The organism is Amycolatopsis sp. GM8 (genome assembly GCF_021653975.1).
Classification (GTDB): domain Bacteria; phylum Actinomycetota; class Actinomycetes; order Mycobacteriales; family Pseudonocardiaceae; genus Amycolatopsis_E.
Genome location: NZ_JAJKFK010000001.1, coordinates 1,503,578 through 1,510,476 on the forward strand (window position 1 = coordinate 1,503,578; position 6,899 = coordinate 1,510,476).

Annotated in this window: 6 protein-coding genes and 1 pseudogene; 1 reads left to right on the plus strand and 6 read right to left on the minus strand. The window is 63.4% G+C overall.

The annotated features are described in order from the left end of the window. Window positions 1-107: 107 nt before the first annotated feature. Entirely contained in the window at window positions 108-653 is a 546-nt protein-coding gene (locus LOZ83_RS40270) for an ATP-binding protein (protein ID WP_304512146.1), read from the plus strand. Here the strand turns inward: LOZ83_RS40270 and LOZ83_RS07195 are convergent. From LOZ83_RS07195 to LOZ83_RS07220, 6 genes and pseudogenes are all read right to left on the minus strand, one after another. Then, entirely contained in the window at window positions 562-1,017 is a 456-nt protein-coding gene (locus LOZ83_RS07195; RefSeq protein ID WP_236789384.1) for a DUF6228 family protein, read from the minus strand. The two genes, LOZ83_RS40270 and LOZ83_RS07195, sit on opposite strands and share 92 nt — an antisense overlap. 1,617 nt (window positions 1,018-2,634) lie before the next feature. Further along, entirely contained in the window at window positions 2,635-3,042 is a 408-nt protein-coding gene (locus LOZ83_RS07200; protein ID WP_236789385.1) for a hypothetical protein, read from the minus strand. A 705-nt stretch (window positions 3,043-3,747) separates the two neighbouring features. Continuing rightward, the gene (locus LOZ83_RS07205) at window positions 3,748-4,113 is read right to left on the minus strand and encodes a hypothetical protein (protein ID WP_236789386.1); all 366 of its coding nucleotides are present in this window, start codon (window positions 4,111-4,113) and stop codon (window positions 3,748-3,750) included. A gap of 61 nt (window positions 4,114-4,174) precedes the next feature. Next, on the minus strand, window positions 4,175-4,498 hold the full coding sequence (locus tag LOZ83_RS07210; RefSeq protein ID WP_236789387.1) for a hypothetical protein: 324 nt from the start codon (window positions 4,496-4,498) through the stop codon (window positions 4,175-4,177). Next, a complete protein-coding gene (locus LOZ83_RS07215) occupies window positions 4,495-5,310 on the minus strand; it encodes a Hint domain-containing protein (protein WP_255823422.1) in 816 nt (271 codons plus the stop codon). Before LOZ83_RS07215 ends, LOZ83_RS07210 begins: the two co-directional genes overlap by 4 nt. An 818-nt stretch (window positions 5,311-6,128) precedes the next feature. Further along, window positions 6,129-6,899: pseudogene (locus tag LOZ83_RS07220) on the minus strand (hypothetical protein); the annotation flags it as partial.

Consider the following 6,899-nt stretch of genomic DNA (forward strand, 5'->3'; position numbering starts at 1 on the left):
TTGGCCCTCTGTAGCGAACTGTCTGCCGATGACCTTTCCCCCGGTTGCCCGGGCACCGGGCAACCGGGGGAAGCTCGCTCCTTGCCGGCGCCAAGCGGTAAGACGAGTTGCCCAGCCCCAGTCTCGGGGATCATGCGCTGCATCTTTCGACCTCCTGTCTCACCGAACCCGCCTGGGTCGCCGCCGGGCAGCCACTCTGCCTGATCGGGGACTCCGGCACCGGCAAGACCCACCTGCTCGTCGGCGGCGGAACCGCGATCGCCGAAGGCGGCTTGAAGGTCCACTACACCACCACCGCGAACCTGGTCAACGAGCTAACCGAGGCCGCCGACGAACTCCAGCCGACCAAGGTCTATGCCCGCTACGACCGCGTCGACCTGTGCTGCCTTGATGAGTTCGGCTACCTCGAACTGGACAAGGCCGGCGCGAAGCTGCTGTTCCAGCTGTTCACCGACCACGAGGAACGCCGCGCGATCGCGATCAACGCCCCATTCTCCAAAGCGCACATGTTCGCGCGAACCTGTGTCAGGCGCTGCCGAAACTCGACAGGTTCAACCTGGCTCAGTCATGACCGCCGGACCGGTGGAGGAGGAAATCGCGCACGTCGGCGGCCAGAGTGGCCATCTGCTCGCCGGCTTCCTGCCAGGTGGTGATGGAGGCTTCCCAGGTGTCGCGCGATATCCAGGGGCGGAGTGTCCACGTCAGACTGACATGGCCTCGGGAGTGGAACACCGCGCGCAGCGCGAGGTGGTTGACGCTCCAGACGCGCTCACCATCCCAGCCACGGAAGTCGTCAGCCAGTCCCTGCAGGAAGCGGGCGAGGTCGTCATCCCATACCCATACTTCGCCGCCATCGACGCGGGCGTTCAACCCGTCGGCTTTGGCGATGACGCTGAACGCCACCCCATACTGGTCGGGGAAGCGTTGGTCGACGAGCCTGATGACCACGCTGGGATCTTTCTGGCAGCGGACCACCACCTCGGGCGATTCAGCCGGTTCGGCGTGTTCTCCGCTCATTGGCTGAATGATAGATATGCCTTTGGGGCTGTCATCCTAAATTCCGTGGAGGCAGCCGATCGGCGTTGACGTGGTCCGCCAGTTAGGACAGCGGCGCTTGAGGGTCCATCCCGGAGGCGGCCGCGACCATTTCGGGTTCATCGTGTTGACCATGTCCACCAAGCGGGTGCTGCGGATCACGCGGGGCGAGAGCCCCGCAGTCGTCCAGGACGTGGCTGAGATAGGCGGTCAAGGCAGGGCTCTGCCCGGCCTTGGTGCCCTTGGTGACGATGACACGCGGGTCGTCGGTGCGTTGCCGGTTGCGGTGGGCCAGGCAGCGTTGCACCACGGCCCAACTGGCGGAATCGGAACAAGGGGCGGCCGGCTACCCAGCCGTAGGGCCTGGGTCTGGCGGTCGATGTCGCCGACGTGCAGAAGCCGGGCGTCCCGGCTGGAGGTTCCGTGCAGGAGTACGAGCATGCCGACAAGGGCTTCATGCGGGTGGACTGTGGTGTCGGTGGTCCAGCGACGAAACAGGGCGCGCTGCTGGTCGACGGTGAGAGTGCGCTGCGGAAGTTGTCGGACTCCTTGACGGACAAGGCACAACCCGTTGCGCTTGCTCCTCCAGGGTGGTGCGCAAGATAACGCCCTGGCCCGTCGGGGCGCGGCGAAGCCTTCGGCGATCGCTGGATCCGTTGACCAGCTGGTCAGTGCACTGCTTTCGGTCATACCAGCGGCATGCAGCGCCCCATCGCTATGACCGAGGACGTCTCCCGGCCACGCTTCACCCTTGAGCGCTGCATCGTAGGCGTGATGCGTTTCGTTGATCACTCGGTACAGCGGGGTAACAGCCTCTTCGACTGCTCGGGCTCCCTCGATGGCGTCGGCGCCGGCTTTGAGGCCGCGGATGACGTCGGCGCCGGGGATGAACCACATGCCGACGTTGACGCCGGCTTGGATGCAGCCAGCCGTGCTGGTGTGTTGGATGCAGTCCACAGCGCCGGCGAGACCAGAGGCGTGGTCGCATCCCTGGCCGTCACATGCGCCCGACCACCGGCGCTGCAACTGACACCCGCACCGCGACAGCCACAACCGCTATCGGCCGCGTTGTTGCTCTCATAAGTACCACCATCGCCGTAGGACGCGCTGATCGTCAGCGAATCGGGGCCTGCAACCATCGAGACCACCGCCAAAATCGAGAAATCGGAGCCTTCGAAGGAGCCCACCCGTCCACTCACAGGTGTCAACCACCGCCGAGCTGGCCGAACTCACAGCCGAGGTGACCGCGTGCCAAGCGTCGCTGATCCACGACACACCGGTCGGGTCGCTCATCAACAGTGGGTTGTCCGCAATTGTAAGCTATACCGTTACCGGTTTGTGGATCCGACAACAGCCCCAGCGGACCCGACCAATGGAAATGCGTCCCGCGTTATACTTGTACGAGGTCGTCCCCGCCATAGTGGTGTCGGGCGCCGAATGGTTTTCAGCGCCCTGCCCCAGCGTCTGGTTCCCACCCGACATTGCGGGGGGACTGTGTTGCCCGCAGCGTGGTCGTAGCTGCAATTTCTCGACGAAATCTCACCTAAACGTCGTGCCCACTCGAACACGCAGTCCAGCTGTATTGAGCGCTTTCGTTGCTCAATGCAAAATACCAATATACCAATAGTTAGGGCGCCGATTCTCATCAAATAGCTTTATTGAGTAAGTCGTGTGACACCCTGCTATCAGTATGTCTCCCGCATTTAAGGTGTAATGACGAGTGAAAGAGATATCACCACCACCAGAAACAGAAAAGGTGAGCTCATGCCCGCCCGGTGGTAAATCGACCCAACGCGGAATTTGAATGCCAGGCTGACCGGCAAAGATGCACCGTCGCCCCTCTTTTATCAGAACGTAACGCTTATAGCGAATCGACCGCGTGCCTGCGGGAATCCGCGTGAACGCCAACAACCCGGTCCGACCCTCACGCTGCGCTCTGCGGACCTTGCGGCGAGCCAGCCACCCGAGCGTGGCATCCGTGGCTTGCCGCACCTCGTATGTGTCCATCGGCTCCAGATCACTTCTCAATTTCCGTCGCGAAGAATAGGCCAATTGAGCGCACCAGCAAGGCCGTATGCCACAGAGCTTACGTTCTGCCCGACGGCCGTCAGGTCAGCAAGCCGGGCCAGTCCTCCGGTAAACGCTGGATCTCGATCGCCGGATTTCCTTGCCTGCGCGCATGTTGCTTACGTAGTGGTCCGCCTGATGAGGATTGATCCGGTCTGCGTTGGACGAAGTTCGTTGTGTGCTGTGCCAACGATATCAAGCGTCTTGGCTGCTTCGACCGCGTCTGCGCTGACTTTGAGGCTGCGGATGACGTCGGCGGCGGGGAAGAACCACATGCCGATGTTGACGCCGGCTTGGATGCAGCCGGCCAGGCTGGGTGGTGGACGCAGTCGACAGCGTCGGCGAGGCCGGAGGCGTGATACACGAAACTTGCGGCGGCACGGAGCCAGTGCGAAATCCCCCCACCAGACTGACGGGCCATCGGGTTTTGGTGCCCTCGACCGCCGGTGGGGGTGGTGTCGTGGGTGCGTGGCGCCGACATCGGATAGGCCGCCGTTCCCACCGACTGGTTTGTCGAGGAATCAGTGGCTTTCGGGCCAGGTTACGGAACTGGCGGTGATGATAGTGAAAGCGCCGAGCTGGTTGCCGTAAAGGATGGAGGTTACGGCGAGTCACCGGACTCGTCTCACGGACAGACCATCCGCCTCACATCGGACGCTCCGTGTTGACGTGGAGAACAGATTCAACGACGTCGGCGTCGTCGTTCACGACGACCAACACGAACTCGCCAACGCTCTCTGCTACGCAGGCTCGGATCGGTGTGTCGCCCATGGGCGAGAGACGAGCCACGAGCTCGTCGAGACCTTCCACCCGAACGCCCCGGTCACGAGCCAACGAGTACTTCACCCGCAACGTCTCTGCCGTGCGCGCAGCAGGTTGTCTGCCAAGCCGCAGCGATTTGTCAGGCTCGATGCGGCTGGCGATGGCTGCGGCCCGTTCGACCAATTGGTCCTCAGACGTGGCGAGAAGTGACGCGAGTTCTCGGGCAGCGATAAAGTCGGTCACCGTCATAGTCTATCCACTTCTGCCTTGAAGACGACGCCTCGCAGGAGCACTTCATGGCGTCGGTTAATTACGCGATGTTCTCAACGTTCGCGAAGTAGATGCGCTCGAGCCCCTTGGCTTCGTTGGAGAAGGAGTAGCACCCCGGGTCGCTCAGGAGCCGCTCGGCGTCTGCAGAGCTCACGCGGTGGGGCTCCGCTGGCCAGCGGCCAGCCCATACCGAGACGCGACCGAGGTGAAGGAGCTCGACCAAAGCGGCCGCAATCTGATTGATGGTTGGTTGGCCGCCGACCGACGCGCGCACATCTTGGTCGCCGAGGGCCTCGGGGAGGGGAATCAGGTCTTCGAGGCCGAGTTCAAGCAAGGCCCCATGCAGGGGCGTGGGAGCGGTCATGGCGATAGTGGAACCCGTAGTCCGTCGTTCTGTCCACAAAAGTACTTCAAGTACGGACCGCCCTTGACTCCCTCTTGCCCGGCCACTCCGCTTGGCAGCACACGGAAGCCAACCGTGCCGTTCGTTCCAGGAACATAGTAGCGTGTTGCCGGATTCGCAGCTCCAGTCTTTCCGGGCAGTACGTCATAGCCCGCGTTCCTGGCCAAGTCGTCGATCTGGCTCGACGTCAGCCCCTGCACCGACGACGGATCGTCGAGCACCTCGACTGCAGACACGCAGCTGTTGTGGACGAGGATGGGTGTGGTGCCGGCGTAGTAGGTGTGGATGCCGTCGATTTGGAGGTTGTAGGCGGTGAGGGTGCGTTGGTAAGTGCGCAGGGTGGTGATGGTGGCGAGATGTCGTGTGGCGGTGAGGACGTGGTCGCCGGGGTGGAGGTCGATGGCGTCGGTGAAGGTGTGAGTGGTGGCGTCCCAGATGGGGTGGTGGTCGGTGACGGTCAGGGTGGAGCCGTCATCGAGGGTGGCGTCGACCATAGTTTCCTGGCCGGTGTGCCGGATCAGGGCGACGACAGGACGGGCTTGGGTCTTACCCGTGTCGGGGTCGGTGGCGAGGACTTCATCGCCGACCTTGACTTGGTCGATCGGTTTGTCCTGGCCGTCGGCCATGACGACTGGTGTGCCTGCGGGGAAACTGTTGAGACAGGACTCGGCTGCGTCGGCCGCCGCGTCTTCGGCTGCGACGGCTGCTCTGGCTGCTTCGATTCCGTCTGCGCCGGCTTTGAGGCCGCGGACAGACTGGGGTGGTGGATACAGTCCACAGCGTCAGCGAGACCAGACGCGTGACACACAAAACTCGCGGCGGCACGGAGCCAATGCGGGATCCCACCGCCACCGGATTGACGAGCTGTGGGGCTTTTGCCGGCGAGTGGGTCGATGAAGGGTTTGGGGGCTGCCATCGGACCGGTGGCGGCCCCCGAACGGCCAGTTCCGCGGCCAACGCTATGGCCAGCATGCCCGGCCGTCGTATGTCCGTGGCCGCCACCGTGGCTGTAACCGGTCCCGGCGCAGTTGCAGCCGCCACCCCCGCCACCGGGGGCGTTGGCGTTGTCGTAACCACCACCATCACCGTAGGACGGGCCGATCGTCAGCAGTTGGTCGCCGACACCGCCATCGTCGCCGCCGAGGGAATAGGTGCCTTCAAGGAGCTCACCCACCCGTCTATTCCCAGGCGTCGACCGCGGCCGAGAGGGCTTCCCTCGCCCCGCCTGATCAATCGCTCGCTGTCGACGAATAGACCGATCGTATGTGCGCGACCGCGACCGTGCGAGGTCCCTCAAGTACTAGAAGTTTCGCCCCCGGGTGTAGATGCGGCCGAGCTAAATCTGGCACCAGAAACCCCACCGCGCACAACCACCTCCCATCGAGAAGCTCACCCGTCTTCTCTAATAGAATGCTTAGCACTTGGTCCGCTGACGCGGGCCATTCGGGCTGTACCTCGCGTTCGCCGCCCGAGGCAAAGACCGCCGTGGCCATGTACACAGGCGCGGTCGGCGGCCCTGAGCGACGCCCGCCCTCGTCTGCAGTCGCCCAACGAACAACTGCGTTCGCCATGGGTTCTTCAATCCTATCCATTACGGCCACAACCCAATTCCACTCATATGTTGGTTAATCTGCGCGAGCTGGTCGGCGTCGGCATAGTAGGCCGGCCCGATGCCATCTAGCTTGCCAGCATGATAATGCAATTGATCAGCCAGCGACCTAGGTATCGACGTCGTAACCGTCAACCCGTCACCGCTATTGAGTAGGCCACCCCACCTTTCGGCATGCTCACCCTCAGTCGCGAACCACTTTCCTTCCATGGCACCATTACCCGTCGAGAATCTACCCGTACTGGCAATGGAGTCGAACTCGGTCGCATCGACGTTCCGAAAGATCTGCACAGACGCTCTGGCTGCTTCGATTCCGTCTGCGCTGGCTTTGAGGCCGCGGATGACGTCGGCGCCGGGGATGAACCACATGCCGATGTTGACGCCGGCTTGGATGCAGCCGGTCAGACTGGGGTGGTGGATGCAGTCGACGGCGTCGGCGAGACCCGAGGCGTGGTAGACGAAGCTTGCGGCGGCGCTGAGCCAGTGCGGGAGGCCTCCGCCCCCTGATTGACGGGCCGTGGGGCTTTTGCCGGCGAGTGGGTCGATGAAGGGTTTGGGGGCTGCCATCGGACCGGTGGCGGCCCCCGAACGGCCAGTTCCGCGGCCAACGCTATGGCCAGCATGCCCGGCCGTCGTATGTCCGTGGCCGCCACCGTGGCTGTAACCGGTCCCGGCGCAGTTGCAGCCGCCACCCCCGCCACCGGGGGCGTTGGCGTTGTCGTAACCACCACCATCACCGTAGGACGGGCCGAT